At 45.1% G+C, this 24,396-nt stretch carries 26 protein-coding genes and 1 pseudogene; 15 read left to right on the top strand and 12 right to left on the bottom strand.

What is annotated here, in order from left to right; genetic code table 11:
• Positions 1–543 precede the first annotated feature (543 nt).
• Positions 544–1,092: a gamma carbonic anhydrase family protein gene (locus VME0621_RS25815; protein WP_062463697.1), complete on the top strand. Its 549-nt coding sequence runs from the start codon at positions 544–546 to the stop codon at positions 1,090–1,092.
• On the opposite strand, the gene VME0621_RS25810 is transcribed toward VME0621_RS25815, so the two are convergent.
• The 4 genes from VME0621_RS25810 to tsaC form a co-directional block, all read right to left on the bottom strand.
• Positions 1,089–1,352, bottom strand: coding sequence for a DUF1488 family protein (locus VME0621_RS25810; protein ID WP_038224116.1), 264 nt, complete (start codon positions 1,350–1,352; stop codon positions 1,089–1,091). The genes VME0621_RS25815 and VME0621_RS25810 overlap by 4 nt on opposite strands.
• Before the next feature lie 3 nt (positions 1,353–1,355).
• A complete protein-coding gene (aroE, locus tag VME0621_RS25805; protein WP_062463701.1) occupies positions 1,356–2,183 on the bottom strand; it encodes a shikimate dehydrogenase in 828 nt (275 codons plus the stop codon).
• A gap of 79 nt (positions 2,184–2,262) precedes the next feature.
• The gene (gene hemF / locus VME0621_RS25800; protein WP_038224118.1) at positions 2,263–3,168 is read right to left on the bottom strand and encodes an oxygen-dependent coproporphyrinogen oxidase; all 906 of its coding nucleotides are present in this window, start codon (positions 3,166–3,168) and stop codon (positions 2,263–2,265) included.
• 10 nt (positions 3,169–3,178) lie between these two features.
• Positions 3,179–3,736, bottom strand: a complete 558-nt coding sequence (tsaC, locus tag VME0621_RS25795) for an L-threonylcarbamoyladenylate synthase type 1 TsaC (protein WP_006072995.1) — start codon at positions 3,734–3,736, stop codon at positions 3,179–3,181.
• A gap of 183 nt (positions 3,737–3,919) precedes the next feature.
• Between tsaC and purE the strand changes: the two genes are divergently transcribed.
• On the top strand, positions 3,920–4,405 hold the full coding sequence (purE, locus tag VME0621_RS25790; protein ID WP_006072996.1) for a 5-(carboxyamino)imidazole ribonucleotide mutase: 486 nt from the start codon (positions 3,920–3,922) through the stop codon (positions 4,403–4,405).
• Between the two features lie 2 nt (positions 4,406–4,407).
• Positions 4,408–5,538 carry a 5-(carboxyamino)imidazole ribonucleotide synthase gene (locus tag VME0621_RS25785; protein WP_062463695.1) on the top strand — a complete coding sequence of 377 codons (1,131 nt, stop codon included), beginning with the start codon at positions 4,408–4,410 and terminating at the stop codon, positions 5,536–5,538.
• A gap of 50 nt (positions 5,539–5,588) precedes the next feature.
• Here the strand turns inward: VME0621_RS25785 and VME0621_RS25780 are convergent, their stop codons facing one another.
• From VME0621_RS25780 to VME0621_RS25765, 4 genes are read right to left on the bottom strand one after another with little or no spacing between them, the layout of a single operon-like run.
• Positions 5,589–6,161, bottom strand: coding sequence for a DNA topoisomerase family protein (locus VME0621_RS25780; RefSeq protein WP_062463693.1), 573 nt, complete (start codon positions 6,159–6,161; stop codon positions 5,589–5,591).
• Between the two features lie 36 nt (positions 6,162–6,197).
• The gene (locus tag VME0621_RS25775; protein WP_006072999.1) at positions 6,198–6,674 is read right to left on the bottom strand and encodes a DUF494 family protein; all 477 of its coding nucleotides are present in this window, start codon (positions 6,672–6,674) and stop codon (positions 6,198–6,200) included.
• Between the two features lie 2 nt (positions 6,675–6,676).
• Entirely contained in the window at positions 6,677–7,777 is a 1,101-nt protein-coding gene (dprA, locus tag VME0621_RS25770; RefSeq protein WP_062463691.1) for a DNA-processing protein DprA, read from the bottom strand.
• Complete coding sequence (locus VME0621_RS25765; RefSeq protein WP_062463690.1) at positions 7,770–8,858, bottom strand: LysM peptidoglycan-binding domain-containing protein; 1,089 nt, start codon at positions 8,856–8,858, stop codon at positions 7,770–7,772. The genes dprA and VME0621_RS25765 overlap by 8 nt, the downstream gene beginning before the upstream one ends.
• A 115-nt stretch (positions 8,859–8,973) precedes the next feature.
• Here VME0621_RS25765 and def point away from each other — a divergent pair, with 115 nt between their 5' ends.
• The 5 genes from def (at position 8,974) to VME0621_RS25740 (ending at position 14,715) form a co-directional block, all read left to right on the top strand.
• Complete coding sequence (gene def / locus VME0621_RS25760; protein ID WP_006073002.1) at positions 8,974–9,483, top strand: peptide deformylase; 510 nt, start codon at positions 8,974–8,976, stop codon at positions 9,481–9,483.
• A 17-nt stretch (positions 9,484–9,500) separates the two neighbouring features.
• Positions 9,501–10,448 (top strand): methionyl-tRNA formyltransferase, encoded by a 948-nt coding sequence (fmt, locus tag VME0621_RS25755; protein WP_062463688.1) that lies wholly within the window; start codon positions 9,501–9,503, stop codon positions 10,446–10,448.
• Between the two features lie 90 nt (positions 10,449–10,538).
• Positions 10,539–11,816, top strand: a complete 1,278-nt coding sequence (rsmB, locus tag VME0621_RS25750) for a 16S rRNA (cytosine(967)-C(5))-methyltransferase RsmB (protein ID WP_062463686.1) — start codon at positions 10,539–10,541, stop codon at positions 11,814–11,816.
• Positions 11,817–11,883: 67 nt separating this feature from the next.
• Complete coding sequence (trkA, locus tag VME0621_RS25745) at positions 11,884–13,260, top strand: Trk system potassium transporter TrkA (RefSeq protein WP_006073005.1); 1,377 nt, start codon at positions 11,884–11,886, stop codon at positions 13,258–13,260.
• Positions 13,261–13,269: 9 nt separating this feature from the next.
• Complete coding sequence (locus VME0621_RS25740; RefSeq protein ID WP_062463684.1) at positions 13,270–14,715, top strand: TrkH family potassium uptake protein; 1,446 nt, start codon at positions 13,270–13,272, stop codon at positions 14,713–14,715.
• Here the strand turns inward: VME0621_RS25740 and trhA are convergent.
• On the bottom strand, positions 14,712–15,365 hold the full coding sequence (trhA, locus tag VME0621_RS25735; protein ID WP_062463682.1) for a PAQR family membrane homeostasis protein TrhA: 654 nt from the start codon (positions 15,363–15,365) through the stop codon (positions 14,712–14,714). The genes VME0621_RS25740 and trhA overlap by 4 nt on opposite strands.
• A 68-nt stretch (positions 15,366–15,433) precedes the next feature.
• Positions 15,434–16,234 carry a sporulation protein gene (locus VME0621_RS25730; protein WP_031495732.1) on the bottom strand — a complete coding sequence of 267 codons (801 nt, stop codon included), beginning with the start codon at positions 16,232–16,234 and terminating at the stop codon, positions 15,434–15,436.
• A 271-nt stretch (positions 16,235–16,505) separates the two neighbouring features.
• Here VME0621_RS25730 and VME0621_RS25725 point away from each other — a divergent pair, with 271 nt between their 5' ends.
• The 5 genes from VME0621_RS25725 to VME0621_RS25705 all read left to right on the top strand — a co-directional run bounded on the left by VME0621_RS25725 (position 16,506) and on the right by VME0621_RS25705 (position 20,427).
• Entirely contained in the window at positions 16,506–16,703 is a 198-nt protein-coding gene (locus VME0621_RS25725; protein ID WP_006073009.1) for a hypothetical protein, read from the top strand.
• 116 nt (positions 16,704–16,819) lie between these two features.
• Positions 16,820–17,086 carry a YihD family protein gene (locus VME0621_RS25720; RefSeq protein ID WP_062463680.1) on the top strand — a complete coding sequence of 89 codons (267 nt, stop codon included), beginning with the start codon at positions 16,820–16,822 and terminating at the stop codon, positions 17,084–17,086.
• 226 nt (positions 17,087–17,312) lie between these two features.
• Entirely contained in the window at positions 17,313–18,731 is a 1,419-nt protein-coding gene (gene ccoG / locus VME0621_RS25715) for a cytochrome c oxidase accessory protein CcoG (RefSeq protein WP_062463678.1), read from the top strand.
• A gap of 61 nt (positions 18,732–18,792) precedes the next feature.
• A complete protein-coding gene (locus VME0621_RS25710; protein WP_062463699.1) occupies positions 18,793–19,776 on the top strand; it encodes a serine/threonine protein kinase in 984 nt (327 codons plus the stop codon).
• A gap of 51 nt (positions 19,777–19,827) precedes the next feature.
• Positions 19,828–20,427, top strand: a complete 600-nt coding sequence (locus VME0621_RS25705) for a thiol:disulfide interchange protein DsbA/DsbL (protein ID WP_038224138.1) — start codon at positions 19,828–19,830, stop codon at positions 20,425–20,427.
• A gap of 45 nt (positions 20,428–20,472) precedes the next feature.
• On the opposite strand, the gene yihG is transcribed toward VME0621_RS25705, so the two are convergent.
• A complete protein-coding gene (gene yihG / locus VME0621_RS25700) occupies positions 20,473–21,357 on the bottom strand; it encodes a 1-acylglycerol-3-phosphate O-acyltransferase, YihG family (RefSeq protein WP_038224140.1) in 885 nt (294 codons plus the stop codon).
• A gap of 198 nt (positions 21,358–21,555) precedes the next feature.
• On the opposite strand from yihG, the gene VME0621_RS25695 reads away from it, so the two are divergent.
• Together VME0621_RS25695 and VME0621_RS25690 are read left to right on the top strand one after the other, a co-directional pair.
• Positions 21,556–22,542, top strand: a complete 987-nt coding sequence (locus VME0621_RS25695; protein ID WP_038224142.1) for a DUF2860 domain-containing protein — start codon at positions 21,556–21,558, stop codon at positions 22,540–22,542.
• 143 nt (positions 22,543–22,685) lie between these two features.
• On the top strand, positions 22,686–23,660 hold the full coding sequence (locus VME0621_RS25690; RefSeq protein WP_062463676.1) for a DUF2860 family protein: 975 nt from the start codon (positions 22,686–22,688) through the stop codon (positions 23,658–23,660).
• Here VME0621_RS25690 and VME0621_RS25685 read toward each other — a convergent pair.
• A pseudogene (locus VME0621_RS25685) lies at positions 23,657–24,274 on the bottom strand (magnesium chelatase subunit ChlI family protein); the annotation flags it as partial. The gene VME0621_RS25690 and the pseudogene VME0621_RS25685 overlap by 4 nt on opposite strands.
• Between the last annotated feature and the right edge of the window lie 122 nt (positions 24,275–24,396).

Raw genomic sequence — 24,396 nt, 5'->3', positions numbered from 1 at the left:
GCCATGATCAAACTCTTCAATTTAAGATTTTGTTCGGCTCAATGAATACTGACTTTAAACTACCTTAGTAATCTAAAGCTATTATCGTTCCAACAGAACGATAATGAATTGACTGTGCCAAGTCTTTTGACTTGATTGGTCACTCAGTTCATTGAAAACCTAATTTGAAACCGAAGTTTCTAATTTGATTATCATCAACGAGTGCCCACACAGATTGATAGGTTTATATTGTTAAAGAGCTTGTTTTGAGCTTTGCTCAAAACGGACGGCCATTTTAGCGAGATAAGTTGTCGTGTCAACCACTTTTTTCAACTTATTTTGCTAAGCTTCTTAGAAGCTTGAGACCTTCTGACTGGATGCGAACTTTCGTCTGCGTTCCCGTGTCAGCGAGGGGGCATTATAGAGATCGAAATCTTCTTGGCAATACCCAAAATGCATTTTTTTCTGTTTTTTTGTTTGGATGATTATATTTTGCTCTTTAGCCCTATAAATAGCCTTAAATTAGCGCCAAACTAACTAACAAATATCGAATTAGGGAACACCATGACTTCAATACGCAGCTACAAAGGCATCTCTCCTCAACTTGATGACTCGGTCTATATAGATAAGACGAGCGTGATTGTTGGAGATGTACGTTTAGGAAAAGACGCGAGTATCTGGCCTTTAGTTTCTGCTAGGGGCGATGTGAATCACATCATTATTGGCGAGCGCACCAATATCCAAGATAACAGTGTTCTTCATGTTACTCACAAGAACAGTGATAACCCGGAAGGTTTTCCGTTACTTATAGGTAATGATGTAACCATTGGTCATAAAGTAATGCTTCATGGCTGTATTATTGAAGATCGCGTTTTGGTCGGTATGGGGTCCATTATTCTCGATGGTGCAATCGTTGAGTCTGAGGTAATGATTGGTGCCGGAAGTTTGGTACCACCAAATAAGAGACTCGAAAGTGGTTATCTATATGTAGGGAGCCCGGTAAAACAAGCACGACCTCTTACGGATAAGGAACGTGCTTTTTTACAGAAATCAGCTGATAACTATGTTCGGAATAAGAACGACTATATGCACAAGGTGCATTCCATTCGTTAACGAATGACTATCTTACCTTGCTCATCAAAGCTCTCATCTTCTATGAGAGCTTCTGCTATTTCTTCTATATCAAAGCGAACAGAATCAAACATTGGTATAGCTTCTTGTTTAGAGACCTCTTTCTGGTAGGCGAGTTGAGCTAGCTTTTCTAAACTCACCAAACAAACAATAAGCATACCCGACTGGTGCGCATGAAACTCAACCATTCCAGTTGCTTCATCCCACGTCACTTGGTCGGAGAATAGAATAGATTGATTCATTACTTAAGCCTCGAGGTTCTTTCTTAGCTCTCTAAGAATTTGTTTCGTCCCTGGTCTTAGTCCACGCCATAACAAAAAGCTTTCTGCAGCTTGTCCCACCAGCATACCTAATCCATCATAAACACATCGAGCACCGGACGTTTTTGCCCACTGGTTAAATGTCGTCAGTCCCTGACCATAAGCCATATCATAGCTGACAGTATTGGCACCGAAGATCGCATCACTAATATCTGGTACTTGTTTATATAAACTAGCAGATGTCGAATTGATTACCACATCATAGGCACAGCCAACACTGTTTATTTCCGCTGCTTGTATAGTTCCAAAAGGCGAAAACAATTCGGCCAGTTGCTGAGCTTTTTCATAGGTACGATTAGTAATGGTTATGGAGCTTGGCTGTTGATCAAGTAACGGCTTAAGTACACCTCGAGCTGCGCCGCCAGCCCCTATAACTAAAATTGAAGCGCCCGCTAATTGCACTTGATGCTGCAACAAGTCTTGAACCAACCCTTCTCCGTCAGTGTTATCACCAATGATTTCACCATCATCCAGTTTCTTGAGTGTGTTGACCGCTCCGGCTAGTTCAGCACGCTCGGTTAATCGACTAGCGAACTGGAAGGCATCTTCTTTAAATGGCGCAGTAATATTGCAGCCTCGACCACCATCAGCAAAAAACTGACTAGCAGCTTGAGTGAACTCTCCCTCCTCTGGCTGCAAGCGCCCATATTCAAGATGTTGAGAAGTTTGACGTGCGAAGAGTGTATGTATGTAAGGAGACTTGCTTTGTGAAATGGGGTTTCCAAAAACGACGTACTGATCGGGCTTGCTCATGTCCTTGCCTGTTGCGTGCCAAAGTGAATAGTTCGACACTATCACTTCGGCACTCATTCGCCAAGCTATGCCTGTCGCTTTACCAGTCTCGCGGTTGGAGGTAGTGCGCGTAAAGCTCGTTTTCTGGTGAGCCTTCTTCTGGTTGATAACTATATTCCCAGCGAGCTAGTGGTGGCATCGACATTAAAATAGACTCCGTGCGACCACCACTTTGTAAGCCAAACAATGTACCTCGGTCATAGACCAAGTTAAATTCGACATAACGGCCACGTCGATAGAGCTGGAATTGTCGCTCTCTTTCTCCGAATTCAGTATGCTTTCGTTTCTGTACTATCGGTAAATACGCATCGGTATAACTAGAACCAACGGCTTTCATATAGGCAAAGCTGCGCTCGAAACCCCATTGGTTGAGATCGTCAAAAAACAAACCACCGACACCACGAGTTTCGTTACGATGAGGAAGGAAGAAGTACTCATCACACCATTTCTTGTGTTCGCTATAGACTTGCTCTCCAAATGGCGCACAAATATCCTTGGCCACTTGGTGCCAGTGTTGACAATCTTCTTCAAATGGATAAAACGGCGTAAGGTCAAAGCCACCACCAAACCACCAGATAGGTGCTTCGCCCTCTTTTTCAGCAATAAAGAAACGTACGTTGGCATGGGATGTTGGAATGTAAGGGTTTTTAGGATGAATAACTAAAGACACGCCCATTGCTTCAAATTTTCGACCCGCTAATTCAGGTCGGTGAGCTGTCGCGGAAGCTGGCATTTTGTCTCCAAAGACATGAGAAAAGTTAACACCACCTTGCTCGAAGACCACACCATCTTTTAATACTCGACTACGACCACCGCCACCTTGCTCGCGCAGCCATTCATCCTGCTGAAATGTTGCACCACCATCTTCATGTTCAAGCTTTTGGCAAATATCATCCTGGAGCTGTAATAAAAAAGCTTTGACCTGATGTTTATCCACTTGTTGCATCTAATTACCCTCAGCCTTGTCTCAATACTTTTAACGTTCTTGCATCTCGAATTTCACTCGGTTTATTACGACCGCCAGTTTCACCATCAAGAATTTCCGCCAATCGATCACCTAGCTGCGATTTGACTTCTTCGGTTGTCATGCAAGAAGGCATTCCTGACAAGTTGGCACTGGTCGAGGTAATCGGCTTACCATAAGAAAGGCAAAGTTGCTGTACTAACTCGTGATCGGTAACTCGAACCGCAATCGTATCGAATGCACCACTAAGCCATGATGAAACTCTGTCACTCGCTGGCATAATCCAGGTATAAGGTCCTGGCCAAGTATTTTGTACACTTTCGAGCTGCGTCGCTGTCAACTTAGTCTCGTCAACATAAGGTCGAAGCTGTTCATAGTTGGCAGCGATTAGGATCAGTCCTTTCTCTACTGGACGTTGTTTCACTGCCAGTAGTTTTTCAATGGCACTGACATCATCAGGATCACAACCGACACCAAATACTCCTTCAGTCGGATAAGCAATCACTTCACCAGATTTAAGTGCGGCAACTGTACTTTGAAAATTATCCACCGAGCCTTCCTTTTATTAAAACCTAAACAATTAATTTACATTTCAACGGCACTATGCGGAAAAGCGACATGAGAATCCAGAAAAAAACACAAAAATCACTCACGCAAACGTTTTCCTTAGAAAAAAATCCTCGTATAATGCGCGCAAATTAGTCCATTTGCACACGCCTTGAAGGAGCTTCGGATGAAAGTCGGCATTATTATGGGTTCAAAATCAGATTGGCCAACCATGAAACTAGCAGCAGAGATGCTTGATCAGTTTGGTGTAGATTATGAAACCAAGGTTGTTTCTGCGCACCGCACGCCTCAACTATTAGCAGACTATGCAACGACTGCAAAAGAGCGTGGCATCAAAGTTATTATTGCGGGAGCAGGCGGTGCGGCGCACCTTCCGGGCATGGCGGCAGCATTTACCAGTGTTCCTGTCCTCGGAGTTCCTGTACAGAGCCGAGCACTAAAAGGCATGGATTCTTTGCTGTCTATTGTGCAAATGCCAAAAGGCATTGCAGTTGGCACACTCGCTATTGGTGAAGCCGGCGCAGCAAATGCGGGAATCTTAGCAGCGCAAATCATTGGTGTTCATAATGATGCCGTGATGGAGAAAGTCGAAGCATTCCGCAGCCAACAGACCGAAACCGTTCTTGCTAACCCAGATCCGTCTGAGGACTAATAATGAAACACGTATTGGTACTTGGTGCAGGTCAGTTAGCACGAATGATGTCGCTGGCTGGCGCGCCTCTCAATATCAAGATCTCTGCCTTTGATGTGCGCAGCGAAAACATTGTGCACCCCCTGACTCTGGAAGTACTTGGGCAAGGTCTACAGCAAGCCATATCGCAAGCTGACGTTATTACTGCAGAATTTGAACATATTCCCCTCGATGTCCTAGCTACCTGTGAAGCAAGTGGGAAGTTTTTGCCATCGACAGAAGCGATTAAAGCCGGTGGTGATAGACGAATTGAAAAAGCGCTGCTTGATAATGCTGGGGTTAAGAACGCGACCTATGCGGTTATTACCGAACGTAGCGATCTTGATACCGCTATCGCCACCGTAGGTTTGCCTATGGTACTTAAGAGTGCGTTAGGCGGCTATGACGGCAAAGGACAATGGCGACTCAAAACATTAGAAAATGTAGAGCAAATCTGGACGGAAATGGCTCAGTGCATTGCGGATTCAGATAATCAAGCCATCGTGGCTGAAGAATTTGTGCCGTTCCAACGTGAAGTATCGCTTGTGGGTGCTCGCAACCAACACGGTGATATTGCCATTTATCCACTGGCAGAAAATGTACACACTGACGGAGTACTTACTCTGTCTACTGCTATCGATGAGCCTGAGCTACAGGCACAAGCTGCGCAAATGTTTACCGCTGTCGCCGAGTCTCTCGAGTATGTCGGCGTATTGGCACTGGAGTTTTTCGATGTAAACGGCCAACTTCTCGTCAATGAAATTGCGCCGCGCGTACACAACTCAGGACACTGGACTCAGCAAGGTGCCGATACGTGTCAGTTCGAAAACCACCTACGTGCAGTTTGCGACATGCCTCTTGGTTCCACGGAAGCCGTTAGAGCCACCTCTATGGTTAATATCCTTGGTGAAGACTCCGTTCCTGATGCTGTTTACGCTCTAGCTGGATGTCATGTTCATTGGTATGGCAAAGAAAAACGTGCTGGACGCAAAATGGGGCATATTAATGTGTCGGCAACGAGTCAACGCGAGCTAAAAGCAACACTCGTTCAGCTTGCAGACTTACTGGATGAGTCAGCCTACCCTGCTCTCAAACCCGCAGCGCTTGCGCTGTAAGTATTAGCTAGCCTAAATACAAAAAAACGGCTCCAATTAGGAGCCGTTTTTTATTCTTGTACTTTCTGGCATCGTCTCGATGCACATTCCAACACCGTTCCTGCTGCGCGTTTTTTCTCAACCAGCAACGTGTAGCCACAATGTTGACACACTCCGGGAACCGGAACATGATTCACGGCAAACTTGCACTTAGGATAACTATCGCACGCAAAAAACACTTTTCCAAAACGTGATTTACGCTCTTTTAGCACCCCTTTGCTGCACTCAGGACAGCTAACGGAATCTTTTGCTTCTTGCTCTGGCTCATCTTGTTTATTTGGCGACTGAATGAAATGGCAATCTGGGTAATTGCTGCACCCAATAAACATACCGAAGCGTCCTTGACGTAACAGCAATTCTGAACCGCAATCGGGACAAGCGACACCAAGTTCTTTGATAATATGCCCATCATTTTGATGCAGAGGTTTAATATAATCGCAGCTTGGATATTGGTCACAGCCCAGAAACGGACCGTGTTTGCCATTCTTAAGTAGCAACTTGCCTGAATGACACTGTGGACAGGGCTCATGATCCAACGCATGTTCATGAGCCGAGAAAAGTTGGTTATCGATTTTACCACTCATGGGTGTCTCTTAACTTATCGCCAAATTTGGCTTAGCTTAGTGGACTACACCCCTCTCTGCGGTGTAGATCAGTTCTTCCATGAGAGTGTACGCGTTTTCATTGCCAGGAACATTGAACAAAACCATCAAAATGATCCATTTTAGGTCATCCAATTCAAAATCATTGGTTTCCAGTCCCATAACACGATCAATAACCATTTCACGAGTTTCAGCTGTCAACACACCAATCTGCTCCAAGAACAACAGCAAGCCACGGCTTTTCACATCCATACGTGACATTTCTTGCGCCGTATAAATACGTGTCGATGTCGCTGCGCTGGTAGCAATAGCAGATTGATTATCCGCATTTTGCAATTCGGCTAAATCCTCTAGCCATTCTAACGCTTTATAAATATCTTTTTGCTTAAAGCCTGCTCGCAGCAGTTCATCCTCAAGTTCGTCTTGGTCTACCTGCAGATCTGCATCACTATGCACGTAGGTTTCGAACAGGTACATCAGTATGTCCATCATCATAGCTAGCCTCTCCCCTTAAGAATATAACCACCGTTAACTGCAACAACATGCCCTAATAACTCGAGCTCTAGTAGCTGTTGCATGACCTCTTGCACAGGAATATGGGTCTTTTGCGCTAAAATATCAACTGGTGTTGCCTCTATTCCTACGTTAGCCAACAGATCGGGAAATGGCAATTCTTCTTTATCAATAACTTGGTCAAAAAGTGTCGGTTGTACTTTTTTAGACCAGTTGGTGAGAGATTCTATTTCACTAAGAAGATCATTAGGAGACTGCACCAAACAAGCTCCCAATTTGATCAGCGAGTGACAACCACTATGAAAAGGGTGGCGAATTGAACCGGGAATGGCAAAAACATCTCGCCCTTGCTCAGCCGCGTATTTAGCAGTAATCAACGAACCACTTTTCTCTGTCGCTTCAACCGCCAATACAGCTAAAGACAGTCCACTTACGATTCGGTTACGACGCGGGAAGTGCTCAGCCCTAGGTTTTACCGAAGGTAAATGTTCACTGACTAACGCACCATGCTCTGCAATGCGAGAGGCCAATGACTTATGACGTGCCGGATAGATTTGCGATAAACCAGAACCCAATACGGCAATAGTAGGACCTTGTGCATCCAGCGCTCCTTGATGAGCGTGACCGTCAATGCCCAAAGCTAAACCACTCGTCACGCAGTAATCATGCTTTGCAAATGTACTGGCATAGCTGCGAGCAATCTCTAGCCCTTCCAAAGTAGCATTGCGACTTCCCACCATGGCAATTTGAGGGGCCGCAAGTAACGATAACTGCCCCTCAACAAATAAAACCGGCGGCGCTCCCTTGGTTTCGCTCAATAGTGGCGGATACGCCTTATCGCCACTGGTCACAATGTAGCGACGCTCTACCGACGCCCAAGCGAGAGCCTGTTCAGCAAGCGCTATCGATTGGTGATGGATAAACGCCACTTGATGCGACTTCAAACCAATAGAGGCCAGTTCCTGTGGTGTATAGCTAACAATGTTGAGCGGACTATCTATCGCTCGTAACTTTTCAAACGTGATAGCACCGATGCCGGGGCACAGAGAAAGCCGCAACCACGCTAGAGTGCGAGCGTCACTCACGATACACCCTATCGCTGCTTGGTGGCACAATAATGGTTTGCTTGGTGATGGGCTCTGGAGACTCAGTAACCAGTGCGACACTGAAACGTTGATAACTGTGAATCACCATCAAGCGCCCTATGTCTACTAATGGAAACTGAGACATAGCTACATGAGACTCGTCACGACCACTTAAGCCATGCTGACCATCGGAATAAACAAATGTTTCACTGGGCCTTTTTAGTATGTAGCTGCTGCCTTCAACAACAGAAGCGTCTTGCCCTGCATTCAACACTACCGTATGTCCTTGAACCGCAAAATGCAGAGAATTGAGCATTCCTACGATACGAAGATCTTCTACATTAGGCCCTGCTTTGGGCTCAATAAGCGTTGATGATTCATCCCGAGCTAGCTCGGAGATAGGAATGGCAATGTCTCCTCGCTTGAGCTCATGATTAAAATCCGTCAACTGCAAAACGGCAATATCATTTACCCGTTTCATCAAACGGGCTGTCGCCAGTCGTTTAATTTCTCTCATAGTAAAGTGCTCATCATCGTTGCGATAAAGCTTCCCCACTCGATAAATGACCCAGTTTTGCTCATGGCCTTGATAATCAATGTAAACCTCATCTTGATTGGAAATGTAATCCAAGCCACGACTAGAGCCTACTATCTTAGGATAAGTGGCTAACTCACTCGCAAGTATCAATCTCTCTTGTTCTCTATAACGAGCAATGGCACGAGGATTTAACCAACTTGACGGCTGTTTTAGCGTAACGTCCATCACTGGAGAAAGGCGCCTTAGCGCTTTCTTTATCAATTGCGGTTGCCCTGCTACCCAGACTAATAACAGCGTATCTCCCGGGTAAATTTTATGAGGATTAGCTATATGAGAGTTATGTCGCCAAAGCTCTGGCCAGCGCCAAGGAGAGGATAAGTATCGCCCTGAAACTGCCCATAAAGTATCGCCAGACTTAACAACATAATGTCGAGGCGCATCTGGTTTGAGGAAGTCGCTTACGCTAGCGTGAGATTGAAACGCCCATAAGGTGATAGAAAAAAGAGATGAAAGAGTCAATAACAGACATATTCCCTGTTTCATACACCGCAATCCTTCGCTTTGTTTCAAGGGATGCTGTCATTTAGGTGCGAAAATGTCTAGAATTGAACCAACGAAGTCCATGCCTATTCGGCACAGTTCAACATTTTGAGTGTATATGTCTGTATTACAAGTATTAACTTTCCCGGATGATCGCCTAAGAACGGTAGCTAAGCCCGTTGAAGCCGTAACGCCGGAAATCCAAAAAGTCGTCGATGACATGATTGAAACCATGTACGACGAAGAAGGAATTGGCCTTGCAGCAACGCAAGTTGACTTTCATCAGCGAATTGTTGTGATTGATATTTCAGATACTCGCGACCAACCGATGGTACTTATCAACCCAGAAATTACCGAAAAGCGCGGTGAAGATGGAATTGAAGAAGGCTGCCTTTCGGTCCCTGGTGCTCGCGCACTAGTGCCACGCGCCGCTGAAGTGAGTGTCAAAGCGCTGAACCGCGATGGTGAAGAGTTTACGTTTGATGCAGATGACCTATTGGCTATCTGTGTACAGCATGAGCTTGACCACTTAGAGGGTAAACTGTTTGTTGATTACCTTTCTCCTCTAAAGCGTAAACGCATCAAAGACAAACTCGAGAAAATTAAGCGCTTCAACGCTAAACAATAATATTAAGTGAGGTTTCCGTGAGCCAATCATTACGTATTGTGTTTGCCGGTACTCCAGACTTCGCCGCCCGTCACTTGGCGGCGTTATTGTCTTCGGAGCACGAGGTTATCGCTGTTTACACCCAGCCTGACAGACCAGCAGGCCGAGGCAAAAAGCTAACGGCTAGTCCGGTCAAAAATATTGCCATAGAGCATGATATTCCGGTTTATCAACCCGTCAATTTCAAGTCTGACGAAGCCAAGCAAGAGCTTAAAGACCTCAATGCCGATATCATGGTGGTTGTCGCTTATGGGCTGTTGTTGCCACAAGCAGTTCTTGATACACCAAAGCTAGGTTGTATCAATGTTCATGGTTCAATCCTGCCTCGCTGGCGTGGTGCTGCACCTATTCAACGCTCTATTTGGGCTGGGGATGCACAAACCGGTGTGACAATTATGCAGATGGATATTGGCCTAGATACCGGTGATATGCTGAAAATTGCCACACTACCTATTGAAGCCACCGATACCAGTGCGACCATGTACGATAAGCTGGCAGAGCTTGGCCCACAAGCCTTAGTCGAATGTCTTGCTGATATTGCCTCAGGCAATGCTGCGCCAGAAAAGCAAAATGACGATGAAGCAAACTACGCCAGCAAGCTAAGCAAAGATGAAGCGAAGATCGATTGGAATCAGCCAGCAGAATTCATTGAACGCTGCGTTCGTGCTTTCAACCCATGGCCTATGAGCTTCTTCTCTGTAGAAGAGAACAACATCAAAGTTTGGCAATCGCGGGTAGAAGACAATGCGACAGAATCAGTAGCTGGGACTATTCTTAAGGCTGATAAAACAGGAATTTACGTCGCAACCGGTCAAGGTACTTTGGTGTTAGAACAAATTCAAATACCGGGCAAAAAAGCCATGCCAGTGAGCGATGTATTGAATTCTAAAGCCAGCTGGTTTGAAGTGAGTAGCGTTCTGAGCTAAAGACGCAAATGCTCAATGATAGTTAGGGCCAGTACGTTGAGTGCGGGCCTTATTTTATTTTTAATGTCGATAAAAATTTAGGTAACCAACATGAATGTTCGCGCTGCTGCGGCCAATATCCTTTTCCAAGTGGTTGATAAAGGTCAATCTCTATCGAGCGCCCTTCCATTAGGCCAGCAACAAGTAAAACCTAGAGATCAAGCTTTATTACAAGAGATTTGCTTTGGTGCGCTGCGCATATTGCCTCGTTTGGAGTCCGTTGCATCCGAGCTAATGGATAAGCCATTAAAAGGCAAACAACGTGTATTTCATCACCTGATTTTGGTCGGCATTTATCAAATTGGCCACATGCGAATTCCTGCTCATGCCGCGGTGGGCGAGACCGTAGAAGCGACCAAAACGCTGAAAGGCCCGAGACTACGCGGCCTTATCAATGCAGTACTACGCAACTACCAACGCAACCAAGAGCAGTTAGATGAGATTTCCGTCAGCCACAATGCTGGAAAATACGGCCACCCTAGTTGGTTACTGAAGCTACTGCAAGAAAGCTACCCACAACAATGGGAGACGATTGTAGAGGCTAATAACACCAAAGCACCTATGTGGCTGCGCGTGAACCACCAGCACCTCAATCGTGACGATTATCAAGCACTACTCAAAAATGAAGGCATAGATTCCACCGCTCACTCTGAAGCCTTGGATGCTCTAAAATTGGCCGCCCCTTGCGATGTCAACAACCTTCCCGGTTTCGATAAAGGTTGGGTATCGGTACAAGATGCCGCAGCACAACTTTCTATCAACTACTTAGAGCCTAAAGATGGTGAGTTGATTTTGGATTGTTGCGCCGCTCCCGGAGGCAAGACTGCACATATCCTGGAGCGTACTAAAGACAGCCAAGTGGTAGCTATTGATTGTGATGAAACCAGATTGAAGCGTGTTCATGACAACCTTAAGCGCCTACAGCTACAGGCTAAAGTAGTATGTGGCGATGCAAGAACACCAAGTGAGTGGTGGCAAGGTGAACAATTTGACCGCATTCTATTAGATGCGCCATGTTCTGCAACCGGGGTGATTCGTAGACACCCTGATATCAAATGGTTGCGCCGCGCCGATGACATTGAAGCACTCGCAGAGCTACAACGTGAGATCTTCGACGCTATGTGGCAGCAATTAAAAGTAGGTGGAACACTGGTGTACGCCACTTGTTCAATCACACCACAAGAAAACAAAGAGCAGGTAAAAGCATTCCTTGCTCGCACAGATAACGCACAGCTTATTGATTCAGACATCGATAACCCAGGACGTCAGATTCTTCCTGGAGAAGAAGATATGGATGGTTTCTATTACGCTGTGCTAAAAAAGGCGTAGAATGCTAACTTATTGATAGCTATGCTAGTGACTCGTTAAGTCGAATTTATCAAAAGAGCGCAATGTTATGAAAATCATCATTCTTGGAGCAGGTCAAGTTGGTGGCACACTCGCAGAGAACCTTGTGGGTGAAAACAACGATATCACCATCGTCGATCGCAACGGTGACCGTCTAAGGGAGCTGCAAGATAAATACGATTTGCGAGTCGTCAATGGCTACGCTAGCCATCCCGATGTATTGCGCGAAGCTGGCGCACAAGATGCAGACATGCTAGTGGCGGTGACCAATATGGACGAAACCAACATGGCTGCATGCCAAGTTGCGTTCTCTTTATTCAATACGCCAAACCGTGTCGCTCGAATTCGTTCTCGTGAATACCTGATTGAAAAAGAAAGTCTGTTCAACTCAGGTGCCATCCCTGTTGACCACCTGATCGCTCCAGAAGAGTTGGTGACCAGCTATATAGAACGATTGATCCAATACCCCGGGGCATTGCAAGTCGTCAGCTTTGCGGATGAACGCGTAAGCTTAGTCGCGGTCAAAGCCTATTATGGTGGTCCGCTCGTAGGGAATGCACTGTCGACTTTGCGTGAGCATATGCCTCACATTGATACCCGAGTAGCGGCTATTTTCCGTCAAGGACGTCCGATTCGACCACAAGGCACCACTATTATCGAAGCGGACGACGAAGTCTTCTTCGTAGCAGCAAGTAATCACATTCGTTCTGTAATGAGTGAATTGCAACGACTCGAAAAGCCATACCGCCGCATCATGATTGTTGGGGGTGGTAATATCGGTGCTAGTCTTGCTAAGCGTCTAGAGCAAACTTACAGCGTGAAGCTTATCGAGCGCAGTTATAAGCGTGCCGAAAAGCTGTCGGAAGAGTTAGAGAACACCATCGTCTTTTGTGGTGATGCTGCGGATCAAGAGCTGTTAACCGAAGAGAACATCGACCAAGTAGACGTATTTATTGCACTCACCAATGAAGATGAAACCAACATCATGTCAGCGATGTTGGCGAAGAAAATGGGCGCAAAAAAGGTCATGGTACTGATTCAGCGTGGGGCTTATGTTGACCTTGTGCAGGGCGGTACCATAGACGTGGCGATTTCACCTCAGCAAGCGACTATTTCCGCTCTACTTACCCACGTTCGTCGTGCCGATATTGTAAACGTCTCATCACTGCGCCGCGGAGCCGCAGAGGCGATCGAAGCAGTTGCTCATGGTGACGAAACCACATCTAAAGTGGTTGGCAAAGCCATTGGTGACATAAAACTACCACCAGGTACCACAATTGGCGCTATTGTACGTGGTGAAGAAGTACTTATTGCCCATGATCGCACCGTGATTGAGCAAGATGATCACGTAGTGATGTTCCTCGTGGACAAAAAATACGTGCCTGACGTTGAGGCATTGTTCCAACCAAGTGCATTCTTCCTGTAAGGCACTCCAATGGTTAACGCCCGTCCTGTTTCCTTTGTTATAGGGTTAGTGCTCTCTAAGCTAGCCCTATTTATGTACGTCCCAACATTGGTTGCTTTCTTTACTGGTACCGATGGTTTCCTTGATTTTGGCTTAGCGGTTGTCATTACCCATTTTGCCGCCTTTGTTTGCCTCTCACTTGGACGCACAAAAAACTTCAAACTCAGTGTGCGTGATATGTTCCTAATCACTAGCTTGGTTTGGACTATTGCCAGTGCCTTTGCCGCGCTCCCTTTTGTTTTTATCAACCATATCAGCTTCACCGATGCTTACTTCGAGACCATGTCTGGCATTACGACAACAGGGTCGACGGTACTTAGCGGATTAGACAACATGGCTCCCAGTATTTTACTGTGGCGTTCTATTTTGCAATGGTTAGGTGGTATCGGATTTATTGTTATGGCGGTTGCCGTTCTGCCAATGCTTAACGTCGGTGGTATGCGCTTGTTCCAGACTGAATCTTCAGATTGGTCAGATAAAAGCAGCCCGAGAGCAAAAACGGTCGCTAAAAACATTGTATTGGTTTACCTAGTATTAACAGGGCTCTGTCTACTGGGCTACATAGTGACAGGAATGGATCTGTTTGATGCAATTAATCACTCGTTCACTACACTTTCAACGGGCGGCTACTCCACTTCCGATGGTTCTATGAACCATTTCTCAGAGGGCGCACACTGGGTTGGTACCATCTTTATGTTTTTAGGCGGGCTACCTTTCCTACTGTTTGTTGCTGCGCTAACAAAACGCGATCCGAGAATATTACTTAGGGATGCTCAGGTTCGAGGCTTTGGATATCTGTTTTTGGTATCGAGCACCGTTGTGGCGTTATGGCTATTTTGGGAAGACGGTTATGCACTAAATGATGCGTTCCGCGTCTCCATGTTCAACATCGTATCCGTTGTAACAACAACAGGCTTTGGACTGGAAGACTTTACGGCTTGGGGGCCGCTACCTTCGGTTATTTTTGCTTTTATGATGATGGTAGGAGCGTGTTCAGGTTCAACCTCGGGCGGCATCAAAATATTCCGTTTTCAGATAGCAATTACCTTGCTTAATAAGCAAATGATGAAGCTTATTCATCCGTCTGGCGTTTTTGTCCAACGCTACAATAACCGTCCCGTCAATGACGATATCGTGCGCTCAGTTGTCGCATTTGTATTGATGTTCTTTGTGACTATTATCGTTATTGCCGCAGGATTGAGTGCAATGGGGTTAGACCCAGTTACCAGTATCTCCGGCTCTATCACCGCAGTCGCGAACGTAGGGCCTGGGATGGGCGATATCATTGGCCCAACAGGTAACTTTGCGCCACTTCCCGACGCCGCTAAGTGGCTGCTTAGCTTTGGTATGTTAATGGGCCGTTTGGAAATCCTGACCCTGTTAGTACTCTTCTTCCCTGCATTTTGGCGCCGCTAAACCGGCGCTACATACCAGTACACGGCAAAAAAGTGACAAGCAGCTCCTGCAAGCACAAAAAGATGCCAAATAGCATGGTTATAGGGTATCCGCTTATTGGCATAGAACACGACACCCAAGGTGTAAATCGCACCACCCAATGCCAATAGTATTAAGCCCGAAGGCTCCAAATGCTTAGCCAATTGATAGATGACTATCACCGATAACCACCCCATGACAAGATAAGTAATCAGTGAAGCACGTTTAAAGCGATAAACGAAGAACAGCTTCATAATGATGCCAATGACAGCCAGCGCCCAAATAACAACCATTAAGCCAATTGCTAGTGGTGTTCTCAAACTCACCAGCATAAACGGTGTATAGCTGCCCGCTATTAACAAGAAAATAGCGCAATGGTCGAAAGTTTTCAGCCAGCGTTTACTGTTAGGGTTAGCAATAGAGTGATACAAGGTTGAGGCCAGAAATAGCGTGATCATGCTCGCGCCATAAAGACTCATACTAGTAATCGTAAGAACATCGGCATGCGCACCAAGTGCTTTTTGCAGCAGTAGTATCAAGCCTACGATGGACAGCAGCACTCCAATACCATGAGAGATGCTATTCGCCCACTCTTCACGAGCGCTGTAATTGGAAGTAGTTGCTGAGGACATTAAGGCATACTCTAAAAAGACAGTGATTAAAGAGTATGCCACATTCAGCTAACATGCGTTAGCTGAAATTAGGTTGTTTGCTCTAAGTAAGCCAGGACTTGCTGACCCGCTTCTTCACCAGACAGTGAACTTGGGATCTGCATTTCTCGTTTCAGTTGCCCTAAACCAATGAGACTTGAGAGCATGCCTTTTACTCCCTCTTTATTTCTATCGATTTCAAACCATAACTTGAGTTCATCTTCACTACGGTAAGCAATGATCTCAAGCTCACGCCAGCGACCATGGTAAGGCCCTGTGGTTGGAACAAACTCAAACTCTTGAACAAACGGCATAACAAAGCCCTTTGCCGCTTCACACTCAACCTGACGAATACGTAACCCTTGCTCTTCCAAAGCAGAGAATATGCCGTCCACTAATGGATCTGGCCTCACTGTCAGCATATCTTTATCTGTTGGATCAGCTGCTAGCGCGATATCCAATCCAGTTTCCAACCATACTTTAGAATCACCAATTGTCACTGGAGTATTCCAAGGCACGTCAAGCTCAACCTCAAAGTCTCGTGTTTCTCCTGGCTCAATGGTAAATGCGTAAGGCAGCTTCCATGTTTGCAGCTCAAAGGTTTTCGATACTCTTTTTTTCGGTGCGCCCGGTTGATTGCTATTGTCGTGGTTACTACGTGCTACCTCATCAATATAGCGACAACAAAGCCTCATATTGATGTTATCCACCGTCTGGGCAGTGTTACCACCGTAGACGTGAATCGTAACTTTCGCTGTCTCGCCGGGATAGAGATATTCTTGGTGAAGAACAGAATCCACTCGCGCGGCGCCGATACCAAAACTTGCTAAGGTTTTCTTAAAAAAAGACATACGCACATCCATTTATATCCCAAGATAGTGCTACCGTTTTATCGCAAAATGATCGAGAAAACAAATATCCAACGCACAAATCTATTGTGGAAAAAGTGACCAATAATTCACTGCAAACTATCGTATCCACACAAACTTGGTGGTATTCTATGCGTGATATGCATGCATATCATTATTCCTGATTACTTATTTGGAGTGGCATAAGTCAAAAAAGAGTGACATTGAGAGTTATTTCAGTGTTCTCATAAGTAATCAGGCCATTAGATTGGCAATGGAATTGCCTGACTTGTTAGGTAAAACAATGCGCCCAACACCCGTCAGGTTTTCGTACTCAAATCGTGGTGCGTCGCGTCGTCGCAGTGGTTTCGTTTCTGCGCCTGTCGCAAAAAAAGTCGCTCCTTCAATGACGCTCGTTGAACAAAGTGTTCGTATGGCACCAGCTCCAACCAGAGTTGTTAAAGCGGCATAATAAAAAGCGCAGTTATCCTGCGCTTTTTTTTGTGTCCAATTCCTTCATATATTGGTATTAGCCCCGATTTTTGGTACTTTTACTCAAAAATACTTATAAAAATTGTGGAGAAAGTTATGAAGTGTCACCGCGTCAACGAACTCATTGAGTTAATACATCCAGAATGGCAGAAAGAACCTGACCTTAACCTACTGGAATTTATTATAAAACTGTCCAGTGAAGCTGGGTACGAAGGTAAGCTTGAAGATCTCACTGATGATGTTCTTATCTACCATCTAAAAATGCGCAATAGCCAGAAAGACGAAATGATTCCAGGATTGGCGAAAGACCAAGAGGATGACTTCAAAACCGCACTCTTAAAGGCTCGCGGCATCATCAAATAACCAAATGTTATAAAAACGACCCTCTAAGGGTCGTTTTTTATATGAGCCGACGCTAATTTTGTTGTTAAAGGTTGATAGCCTTAAAGAAATGAAATTGTTATCAAGGTTATAATCGCTGGGTTTTAATACTGCGTACTGATTAGTAAGTGACTTACCAGTCGCAGCAATGTCGGAATAGATAGAGTGCGTCAAAACGCACCGTCAGCCCAAGAAGGACAGCCTCAGCATGAGTCAGGATAAAATTGACGTAAAGGATGTAACACCCAAAACGTTCAACCCCAAAACCCACAAAGGCAACGGAGATCGATTTAACCCAAGCAATCGCATCTACGTTCGTGAAAGTAAAGGAACCTTTCAAAAGCTTAGACGCTACGGCGGCTGGTTTTTACTCCTATTGTTCGCACTGGTACCTTGGATACCTTATGGCGAGAGACAAGCGGTATTGCTTGATATTGGTAATCAGCAATTTAACTTTTTTGGCACCACACTTTATCCGCAAGATCTCACCCTACTCGCGTTACTATTTATGGTGGCCGCATTTGGCCTGTTTTTTATCACCACGTTTTTAGGTCGAGTATGGTGTGGCTACTTATGCCCACAGACCGTCTGGACCTTTATGTACATTTGGTTTGAAGAAAAACTAGAAGGCAGCGCCAACAAACGACGCAAGCAAGACAGTGGAAAACTCAGTCCAAACCTCATTTTGCGTAAAGGTCTCAAACATGTCGCTTGGTTAGCTATCGCGTTAGCGACTGGCTTTACCTTTACCGGTTATTTTGTGCCAATTGGCGCGCTCGTTAGTGATTTTTTCACCTTTAATGCCAGCTTCTGGCCCGTGTTCTGGGTGTTGTTTTTTGCCGGTTGTACATACGCAAACGCAGGGTGGATGCGCTCCATCATGTGTATCCATATGTGCCCTTACGCTCGCTTCCAGTCTGCTATGTTTGATAAGGACACCTTTATTGTTGGTTACAACAGTCAACGAGGTGAAACTCGCGGTCCTCGCTCTCGTAAAGCAGACCCGAAAAAACTGGGCTTAGGTGACTGCATTGACTGTGATCTTTGTGTACAAGTATGCCCGACAGGCATTGATATCCGAGATGGCTTGCAGTACGAATGCATCAACTGCGGCGCTTGTATTGATGCGTGTGACAAGACTATGGACAGAATGGGCTATGAGAAAGGTCTCATCAGCTACACCACGGAGCACCGTCTCTCAGGTAAACACACCAAAGTAATGCGACCAAAGCTGCTAGGTTATGGCTCGGTATTACTGGTGATGATTGCCCTGTTCTTTGTACAGGTTTCGGCCGTCGACCCCGCGGGGCTGAGTGTTCTTAGGGATCGTAACCAACTGTTCCGAGTTAACAGTGATGGTCTGGTCGAGAATACCTACACCTTGAAGGTCATCAATAAAACACAACAAGAGCAACAATATACGCTCAGTGTTTCTGGACTAGAAAATGCAACTTGGTATGGACGACAAACCATTTCCGTTGAACCAGGTGAAGTCTATAACTTGCCGATCAGTTTAGGTGCTGATCCAGAGCAACTCAGTTCACCTGTGTCGACAATTCAGTTTATACTGAGCGACAGTAATGACTTCTCAACAGAAGTAGAAAGTCGATTTATTAAGAAGCTCTAACCGACGTGTTAGCTACCTATTATAGGAAAAGGGCTCAGCAATGAGCCCTTTTATTTTATACATGACAGATAAAGCCTTTAACTTTGATGCCCTAACTCCCGATTTCATGTGGTATGCCTTAGAAAGCATCGGTGTTCGAGCAGAATCCGGCTTGCTTGCTCTTAACAGTTACGAAAACCGCGTCTATCAATTTACTGATGAAGATAGAAAACGCTTTGTGGTCAAGTTTTATAGACCACAGCGTTGGAGCCGTGAGCAAATCCAAGAAGAGCACGACTTTTCCAATGAACTGGTGGAAAACGAAGTACCTATTGCAGCGCCACTATCGATTAACGGAGAGACTATTCATGAGTACCAAGGTTATCTGTTCACTCTGTTTAATAGTGAAGGCGGCCGCCAGTTCGAGGTTGATAATCTAGAACAACTAGAATGGGTGGGTCGATTTATGGGCCGTATCCATCAGGTCGGAGCCCAAAAGAAGTTCATCCATCGTCCGACAATTGGTCTGGAAGAGTACGTATATCAGCCAAGAAAGCTGCTGCAGTCATCTACATTCATCCCTGCGCATTTAGAAAATGCATTTTTTAGCGACTTAGATTTACTGATCTCGCAAATTGAAGCGCATTGGCAACCGAGTGAAACCATTCGTCTGCATGGCGACTGCCACCCGGGCAACATTCTTTGGCGTGACGGTCCGATGTTTGTGGACCTAGACGACGCTCGTAATGGACCTGCTATTCAGGATTTATGGATGTTGCTCAATGGCGATCGACAAGACAAGATGATGCAACTTGATGTTCTGTTGGAGGGATATCAAGAATTTAGTGACCTAGCCAACGATCAATTGAAACTAATTGAGCCTTTACGCGGTCTACGTATGGTGCACTACATGGCTTGGTTAGCGAAACGCTGGCATGATCCTGCCTTTCCACAGGCCTTTCCTTGGTTCAATGATGCCAAATACTGGGAAGGACAAGTGCTAGGTTTTAAAGAACAGATAGCCGCGCTAAATGAAAAGCCACTTTCATTACAACCGCAGTGGTGACAAACTATCCCCATTCCTGATAAGGATTTGGTTTTACACATGGAGAAAATAATGAAAAAAATCATCGCATTATTTGCGACGCTTCTAGTCAGCCTGGGAGTCAGTGCAGCACAATTTCAAGAAGGTACTCATTACAAGGTTTTAGATTTAGAGAAATCGTCTAAGCCAGTGGTGACTGAATACTTCTCTTTCTACTGCCCTCACTGCAACAGCTTCGAGCCTATCATTGCGCAGCTTAAGAAAAAGATTCCAGCAGACGCTAAGTTCCAGAAGAACCACGTTTCTTTTATGGGTGGCAACATGGGCCTTTCAATGAGCAAAGCCTACGCGACTATGGTGGCGTTAAAGATTGAAGACAAGATGGTTCCTGTGATGTTTAACCGTATCCATAACATGAACAAACCGCCTCGCAATGACGAAGAACTGCGTCAAATCTTCTTAGATGAAGGTGTGGACGCGAAGAAATTTGATGCCGCATTTAACGGCTTTGCTGTCGACTCTATGGTGCGTCGTTTTGATAAACAGTTTAAAGACAGCGGACTTTCTGGTGTCCCTGCTGTCATCGTCAATAACAAGTACCTAGTCGAAGCTGGTGGCATTCAGTCATTGGATGAGTACTTTGAGCTGGTAAACTTCCTATTGAAGAAATAAGCCGCTCTAAAATGTAAAAACCGAGCCCATATGAGCTCGGTTTTTTTATTTGGAGTGAATATCTTCGAGTACTTGGTCCTTGTCCTTCCATACTTCACCTAACCACTTTTGGAACTCTCGCTTGTAAGGCTTATCGTTGAAGTAATCACCCAGAATTTTCTCATCTACAGGCAGAATACGAACCTTTACAACGATTTTTTTCATATCACCCTTTAATACCGCTTTAAAAGGCTCATCCGTATTTTCCGGATACGCCAGAGTGACATCAATAATATTCTCAAACTGATCACCCATCGCTGCCAATGTATAAGCGATGCCACCGGATTTAGGTTGTAATAGATAGTTGTAGTCCGCGCTACCTTTCTTCTGCTTATCGGCAGTAAAGCGCGTTCCTTCTACATAATTCACCACTGTCGTCGGAGTATCTTTAAACTTTGCACATGAACGGCGAGTCGTGGCGAGATCTTGTCCTCGCTTTTCTGGGTGACGAAGCAGATACTCACGTGAATAACGCTTCATAAACGGCATATCTAGCGCCCAACAAGCCATGCCGACAAAAGGGACATACAAAAGCTGTTGTTTCAGAAAAAACTTAGGCATTGGAATGCGATCTTTAAACACGCTGCAGAGCACAACAATGTCAGTCCAGCTTAGGTGGTTACTGATCATCAAATACCAACCATCTTTTCGCAGTGATTCTAACCCTTCAATGTCCCACACCACCTTGGGATTGACCAAATGAAGAATACCGTGATTCACCGTCGCCCATAACCACATAAAACGATTTGCTAAAGACGTACACAACCGCTGAAGAGGCTTGATCGGAATTAGAAGTTTGATCAATCCAAACCCAAGTATAGGAATCGAACAAAATGCCGTATTAATGATGACCAGAGAGGCACTAATAATAAAAAGTAGGTATCCAAGCATAACCAACTATCTATGATTCGTTTGTGACAATTTTATGGCGGTTAATTGTACAAGGCATACTGCCTTGTGCAATGATTTTATCATTGGTCTGATTTGTGTTGTAACTCAAAAAAACGAGCTTATTCTGAACTAATAACATAGCATAAACATATAATTACAATCGTTACCAAAATAATCAGAATATGATAAGGATCAGTTATGAAACAGGCATGGAGTGTCTTGGCAGTGTCCCTTGGTCTTGTCTCGCAGGTAGCAGTAGCTAAGTTGGGAGAAAGCAATGGTTTTAGCGGTGAAATTGCATTAAACGCGGCTTACGCAAGCAAAACATCGAATCTGACTAATACCGACGATGAATTTCGCAACTACACTGGTAGTCAACAAGAAGACAGCGGCGCATTGGTACTTCCTCTCGGTAGTCTTCAATATACCTTTGGAGCGCAATCAAACCATCAATTGTTTTTAGGTACATCACGAGCCGATATTGCCGTTGGTACGGTAGCACTTGAGGCGGGCTACAAATATCTATTTCGCGATAAAACCAAAGTGAGTGTTTCTTTCTTGCCAACCATTCTGGAAGGTGAAGTCTGGCAAGACCCCTACACGACAGATACTCGCAATACTACCAAAGAAAAAGGCAACGCTTATCGTCTGCAATTAGACAATATTGCCGGATCGTTATTCAGCTTGGACCTTGCCTATGGCAAACGTGAACTGGATGAGGAGCGCTCTGGTACAGGGGTCCCCGCCCTATCTCCACAGGAAGTACAACTCCTAAGCCGCAATGCTGACATCTTCTATGGTAAATTCAAAATGATGTTACCTGTGAATCGACAAGTGTTGCTCTATCCCGCCCTGATTTACACCCAGCAGGATGCGGATGGCAATGCGATGAAACACAATACTTATGGTGCAGAGTTATCCTCTTTCATGTCGTTTGGAAATCACAAGCTAGCACTGACATTAGGCTATTTAAAACGTGATTACGATGCAGCCAATCCAATCTATGACAAGACGCGTGGCGATGACGAGTGGAAGGCATTCCTAGCGTATGAGTATCCGGGAATTTTCTACTCCGATAACTTATCGCTTGTTGCCTTTGCCGGTGCGACTAATAGCGATTCCAACATCGACTTCTACGATGAGAAAGACTGGATCACCGCAGTTGGTCTAAACTGGAAATTCTAATAGGTCATAGGCACACCCATTACCTTCCGTGATACGTGGCTTAGCGAAGCATTTTGCTAAGCCATTTTTTATCGCTACAGTACCCGCCAAGTTTATAAGGAAATAACCTCTTTACCCACAACCTACTGATTTATGGATATGTCATGGCTATTCGATACTTCTTGCTTTCGCTTATAGCATTTACTGCGACCTACAGCTCTCTATCTGTCGCTTCACTCGCACAGAGTAAAGGCTTTAGTGGTGAAATATCAATCAGCAATACACTGGTAGGAGAAAAATCCAATTTGGTGGCCAGTACCGATCCCAAAATCAGTGCCTCTCAAGAAGCATACGATGAGTTTTGGATGCCATTAGGTGTAGTCAATTACACGTTTGGATCGCAAAGCAATAAACAATGGTTCATTGGAACTTCCCGCAACGATATTGCCGTCGGAACTTTTGTATTAGAAGGCGGTTATCGGCAACAACAAAACGATGGTTCTATTTGGAGTATTTCTTATTTACCGACCGTCCTTGGAGAACCGATTTGGAACAATCCATACGTCGGCGCCGAACAACTGCAAGCAGCGGAAGCAACAGGCGATGCGTATCGTTTTCAAATGGAGAACATCGCAGGCTCACTGTTTACCCTAGATTTGGCATACGGTACCCGAGTTGTTGATGAAGAGCTTTCGGCAAAAAACCTTAATCTTGACTCAGATTATGATAGGAATAGCCATCTCTACTATGCGAAAGGCTCCTACACGTTAGCGGTTAATAATCACTGGCTGTTGTTTCCATCGGTGATTTATGTGGTTGATGATGCTAAAGGTCAAGCCGTCAGAAACCAAGGGGTTGGCAGTGAACTTACTGCCCTATTCACCTACCAGCAACACAGCATTGCCGCGACCATGAGCTATATGAATCATGAATATCGTGGCGAGAATGTCATTTTCGATCAGAATCATCGTATCGATGAAAAATACAGTGCATTTCTGGCTTATGAATACCTCTCTTTATGGAATATTGATGCATTATCTTTAATATCCCTATCAGGATACAACGCGACAGATTCTTCCATCGCCTTTTATGAGTCCGCCGATTGGATAACCTCCGTCGGTATGAACTTCGCCTTCTAAACCGCTTGCGCAGTCAACTGTTTTAGCAACCTATCCATAGCGCGATATCCTAACGCTTCAGCTAAATGTTCTCTTTGAATATCATCCTCACCGCCAAGATCAGCAATAGTACGTGCTACTTTGATAATTCGATGATAGGCGCGAACAGAGAGCCCTAAACGGTGTAGAGCATTCTCAAGAAACTCTGCATCTGTTTTCTTTAAGCGACAATAGTCCTCGATTTCACCGCTGTGAAGGAGTGCATTCACCTTACCATTGCGACTTAACATCACATCACGCGCTCGATGAACACGCTGACGCACGACTTGAGTTGACTCCCCTCGCTCTCCCCCTTCAGACAATGTTCCTTTGGGTAATGAAGGTATTTCAATCGACATATCAAATCGGTCGAGCAAAGGCCCCGATAATCGACTGAGGTAGCGTAGAATTAGCTGAGGATTGGTACGTGACTGATTGCCTTCATAGTACCCAGTAGGACTCGGGTTCAATGCGCCGACGAGTTGGAATCGAGCTGGAAAACGGGTTTTCCCTTGGGCTCGAGAAATAATAATTTCGCCTGACTCAAGCGGCTCTCGAAGTGAGTCCAAGACTTTTCTTTCAAATTCGGGCATTTTCCTAATAACAATTTTGAGTAATAAATATTGTCAATTTAAGGCTTTGAATATAGTGAGTGTTGTCCGAGTTAGTGGAGCGCATCGCTTCAGATGCTAGCGGAACGATAAGTCATTAATTTTTC

The sequence above is a fragment of the Vibrio mediterranei genome (genome assembly GCF_900088415.1).
In the GTDB taxonomy this organism is placed as follows: Bacteria; Pseudomonadota; Gammaproteobacteria; order Enterobacterales; family Vibrionaceae; genus Vibrio; species Vibrio mediterranei.
Note: the sequence above shows the minus strand (reverse complement) of the source record. Positions and strands in the feature narration are given on the sequence as shown.

What these genes read in the sequence shown, in the direction of transcription:
- aroE (WP_062463701.1), bottom strand. Translation starts at nt 2,183, where the DNA reads ATGAGCAAGCCCGATCAGTACGTCGTTTTTGGAAACCCCATTTCACAA.
- trhA (WP_062463682.1), bottom strand. Translation starts at nt 15,365, where the DNA reads ATGTCCTCAGCAACTACTTCCAATTACAGCGCTCGTGAAGAGTGGGCG.
- VME0621_RS25815 (WP_062463697.1), top strand. Translation starts at nt 544, where the DNA reads ATGACTTCAATACGCAGCTACAAAGGCATCTCTCCTCAACTTGATGAC.
- VME0621_RS25710 (WP_062463699.1), top strand. Translation starts at nt 18,793, where the DNA reads ATGACAGATAAAGCCTTTAACTTTGATGCCCTAACTCCCGATTTCATG.
- VME0621_RS25810 (WP_038224116.1), bottom strand. Translation starts at nt 1,352, where the DNA reads ATGAATCAATCTATTCTATTCTCCGACCAAGTGACGTGGGATGAAGCA.
- def (WP_006073002.1), top strand. Translation starts at nt 8,974, where the DNA reads ATGTCTGTATTACAAGTATTAACTTTCCCGGATGATCGCCTAAGAACG.
- yihG (WP_038224140.1), bottom strand. Translation starts at nt 21,357, where the DNA reads ATGCTTGGATACCTACTTTTTATTATTAGTGCCTCTCTGGTCATCATT.
- purE (WP_006072996.1), top strand. Translation starts at nt 3,920, where the DNA reads ATGAAAGTCGGCATTATTATGGGTTCAAAATCAGATTGGCCAACCATG.
- VME0621_RS25720 (WP_062463680.1), top strand. Translation starts at nt 16,820, where the DNA reads ATGAAGTGTCACCGCGTCAACGAACTCATTGAGTTAATACATCCAGAA.
- trkA (WP_006073005.1), top strand. Translation starts at nt 11,884, where the DNA reads ATGAAAATCATCATTCTTGGAGCAGGTCAAGTTGGTGGCACACTCGCA.
- VME0621_RS25690 (WP_062463676.1), top strand. Translation starts at nt 22,686, where the DNA reads ATGGCTATTCGATACTTCTTGCTTTCGCTTATAGCATTTACTGCGACC.
- hemF (WP_038224118.1), bottom strand. Translation starts at nt 3,168, where the DNA reads ATGCAACAAGTGGATAAACATCAGGTCAAAGCTTTTTTATTACAGCTC.
- ccoG (WP_062463678.1), top strand. Translation starts at nt 17,313, where the DNA reads ATGAGTCAGGATAAAATTGACGTAAAGGATGTAACACCCAAAACGTTC.
- VME0621_RS25705 (WP_038224138.1), top strand. Translation starts at nt 19,828, where the DNA reads ATGAAAAAAATCATCGCATTATTTGCGACGCTTCTAGTCAGCCTGGGA.
- VME0621_RS25785 (WP_062463695.1), top strand. Translation starts at nt 4,408, where the DNA reads ATGAAACACGTATTGGTACTTGGTGCAGGTCAGTTAGCACGAATGATG.
- VME0621_RS25730 (WP_031495732.1), bottom strand. Translation starts at nt 16,234, where the DNA reads ATGTCTTTTTTTAAGAAAACCTTAGCAAGTTTTGGTATCGGCGCCGCG.
- rsmB (WP_062463686.1), top strand. Translation starts at nt 10,539, where the DNA reads ATGAATGTTCGCGCTGCTGCGGCCAATATCCTTTTCCAAGTGGTTGAT.
- VME0621_RS25725 (WP_006073009.1), top strand. Translation starts at nt 16,506, where the DNA reads ATGGAATTGCCTGACTTGTTAGGTAAAACAATGCGCCCAACACCCGTC.
- VME0621_RS25775 (WP_006072999.1), bottom strand. Translation starts at nt 6,674, where the DNA reads ATGATGATGGACATACTGATGTACCTGTTCGAAACCTACGTGCATAGT.
- VME0621_RS25740 (WP_062463684.1), top strand. Translation starts at nt 13,270, where the DNA reads ATGGTTAACGCCCGTCCTGTTTCCTTTGTTATAGGGTTAGTGCTCTCT.
- VME0621_RS25765 (WP_062463690.1), bottom strand. Translation starts at nt 8,858, where the DNA reads ATGAAACAGGGAATATGTCTGTTATTGACTCTTTCATCTCTTTTTTCT.
- VME0621_RS25695 (WP_038224142.1), top strand. Translation starts at nt 21,556, where the DNA reads ATGAAACAGGCATGGAGTGTCTTGGCAGTGTCCCTTGGTCTTGTCTCG.
- VME0621_RS25780 (WP_062463693.1), bottom strand. Translation starts at nt 6,161, where the DNA reads ATGAGTGGTAAAATCGATAACCAACTTTTCTCGGCTCATGAACATGCG.